At 35.0% G+C, this 2,524-nt stretch carries 2 protein-coding genes; one reads left to right on the top strand and one right to left on the bottom strand.

Going from position 1 to position 2,524, the window contains the following annotated elements; translation table 11 throughout:
• The first annotated feature begins 153 nt into the window (after positions 1-153).
• Complete coding sequence (locus Q0A18_RS16250; protein WP_292011216.1) at positions 154-1,302, top strand: methionine aminotransferase; 1,149 nt, start codon at positions 154-156, stop codon at positions 1,300-1,302.
• A gap of 2 nt (positions 1,303-1,304) precedes the next feature.
• On the opposite strand, the gene cls is transcribed toward Q0A18_RS16250, so the two are convergent.
• A partial coding sequence (cls, locus tag Q0A18_RS16245; protein ID WP_292011215.1) for a cardiolipin synthase occupies positions 1,305-2,524 on the bottom strand: 1,220 nt, incomplete at its 5' end.

The raw sequence follows: 2,524 nt of genomic DNA, 5'->3' as shown, positions 1-2,524 counted from the left end.
CTTCATCAATATGAAAGACATATAACATTTATTTTCTATAGATAATTTCATTTCAAAATAAAAACAAACAATGAATTTTCACATATTATTACGTATTTCATCTTTCATTTACAAAAAATGCTTTAATTTCGACATAGTTTAAACCTTTATTCAATGATACAACTTCCAGCATCAAAACTTCCCAACGTAGGAACTACTATTTTCAGTCAGATGACTCAACTGGCCAATCAACATCAGGCTATTAATCTTTCTCAAGGTTTCCCTGACTTCCTGCCGGATCCGGAATTATTGAATTCTGTAGATTACTTTATAAAAAAAGGCTTTAATCAGTACGCTCCCCTAGGAGGAATGATGCCTTTAAAAGAGGCCATTGCAGAAAAACTGGAAAGAAGCCATCAGTCCAGTTACCATCCCGATACCGAAATTACTGTCACAGCAGGAGGAACCCAGGCCATTTTTACAGCTATCGCCACCTTTATACAAAAGGATGATGAAGTAATCATTTTTGAGCCGGCATATGATTGTTATGAACCAACTGTCGAATTGTTTGGAGGGATAGTAAAACGTTTTGAAATGAAAGCTCCGGATTATTCTATAGACTGGAATATCGTGAAAGGCCTGATCAGTGAAAAAACCAAAATGATCATTCTAAACAATCCCAATAACCCTTCAGGAAAGATTTTCAAAGAAAATGATATCCAGGAACTTATAAAGCTGGTAAGGAATACTTCCATTTTAATTTTAAGTGATGAAGTATATGAAAATATTACTTTTGACGGATTAGACCATTTAAGTGTATGCCGTTATCCGGAGCTTAAAGAAAGAAGCTTTCTGGTAGCTTCTTTTGGAAAACTGTTTCATGTGACAGGATGGAAGACCGGCTATTGTGCTGCTCCTAAGGCTTTAACCGATGAATTCAGAAAAATTCACCAATTCAATGTTTTCTGTGTTAATACACCCATACAGTTAGCACTAGCTGAATTTATGAAAAATGAAGAACATTACCTTTATCTTAATCAGTTCTTTCAGGAAAAAAGAGATTTTCTGAGAAAAGGCCTTTCTCAGACTTCTTTTGGTCTATTGGAGTGTGAAGGCACCTATTTCCAAGCACTTACTTATGATAAAATATCGGATAAAAATGATTTTGAATTCGCTACTGAACTTACAATTCAGCATAAGGTGGCGAGTGTGCCTTTTTCTGCTTTCTACAAAAATAGGCTTAATGAAAATGTAATCAGGTTATGCTTTGCCAAAAAAGAGGAAACCCTTGAACAGGCACTGGAATATTTAGCTAAAGTATAAACCTATATCAATGGAGAAAGCAGTCTTGACAAATGTTCAAAAAACACTTTAACCCGGGACCTTTTTCTCCATTGTTCCAATGTAATCTCCTCACAGTCTTTCATATCTTCCAAAAATACTTTCTGTAGTTTTTGATTAACTTTTTTATCATACACAAGAGTATTCACTTCAAAATTAAGCTCCTGACTTCTTACATCCATATTAGCAGTCCCCACAATGGCAAAATTATCATCTACAATCATTGTCTTTGCATGGATGAAACCTTTTTTATAAAAGAAAATCCTTACTTTATTCTCAAGTAATTCTTCATAATAGGAATAGGCTGCCGCATTCACAATAACCGAATCTCCCGCTTTAGGAACCATTAAACGTACATCGAGTCCTGCCATTGCCATTTGTTTTATCGCATTGAGGATTGTTTCCACAGGAATAAAATAAGGAGTTACAATATAGACTTTTTTCTTCGCCGAAAGAATGGCCGAATTGGAACTCAGCATAATCGCAGGGCTTGTATCCGGTCCACTCGCTGCTACCTGCAGTATTTGATTTTCCGGGCACTCCCCTTCATATCTGAAATAATCATGAGTGATTTCAGGAAATTTTTCAGTGGCAAAAATCCAGTTGGTCCAAAACAAAAACTGAAAGTAAAAAGCTCCGCCTCCTTTAATATAAAGATGGATATCCCGCCAATACTGCTTGGAATTCGGATTGATATATTTATCTGATACATTGATTCCACCGGTAAATACTTCTGCTCCGTCTACAATGATAATTTTTCGGTGATCTCTGTAATTAGTACGGTTGGCAAGAAGCCTAAAGGTAATTTTATTTACAGGAGAAGTTTCGATTCCCGCTTCTCTTAATCTCTTCAATAGTTTTTTCCCAATTTTACCACTTCCCATATCATCGTAAAGAAAGCGGACTATAACACCTTCATTAGCTTTCTGAATTAAAAGATCCGCAAGATTGTTTCCTATTTTATCATTATCATAAATATAATATTCAAGGTGAATATGATGTTTAGCACCTTTTATCACTTCAAAAACTTTCGCAAATTTTTCTTCACCGTTAATCAATACTTCCACTTTATTTCCCTGAGATAAAGGAGAATTTCCTGCGTTATATAAAAAATTGATGGTGGTAATAAAATTTTCTACTTCATCCGACCTTTCAGTCAGGGCCGTAGAATGAGTTTCTTTGATATATTTTTGAATAGCATTAT

The organism is Chryseobacterium sp. (genome assembly GCF_022712095.1).
GTDB lineage: Bacteria > Bacteroidota > Bacteroidia > Flavobacteriales > Weeksellaceae > Chryseobacterium.
Note: the sequence above shows the minus strand (reverse complement) of the source record. Positions and strands in the feature narration are given on the sequence as shown.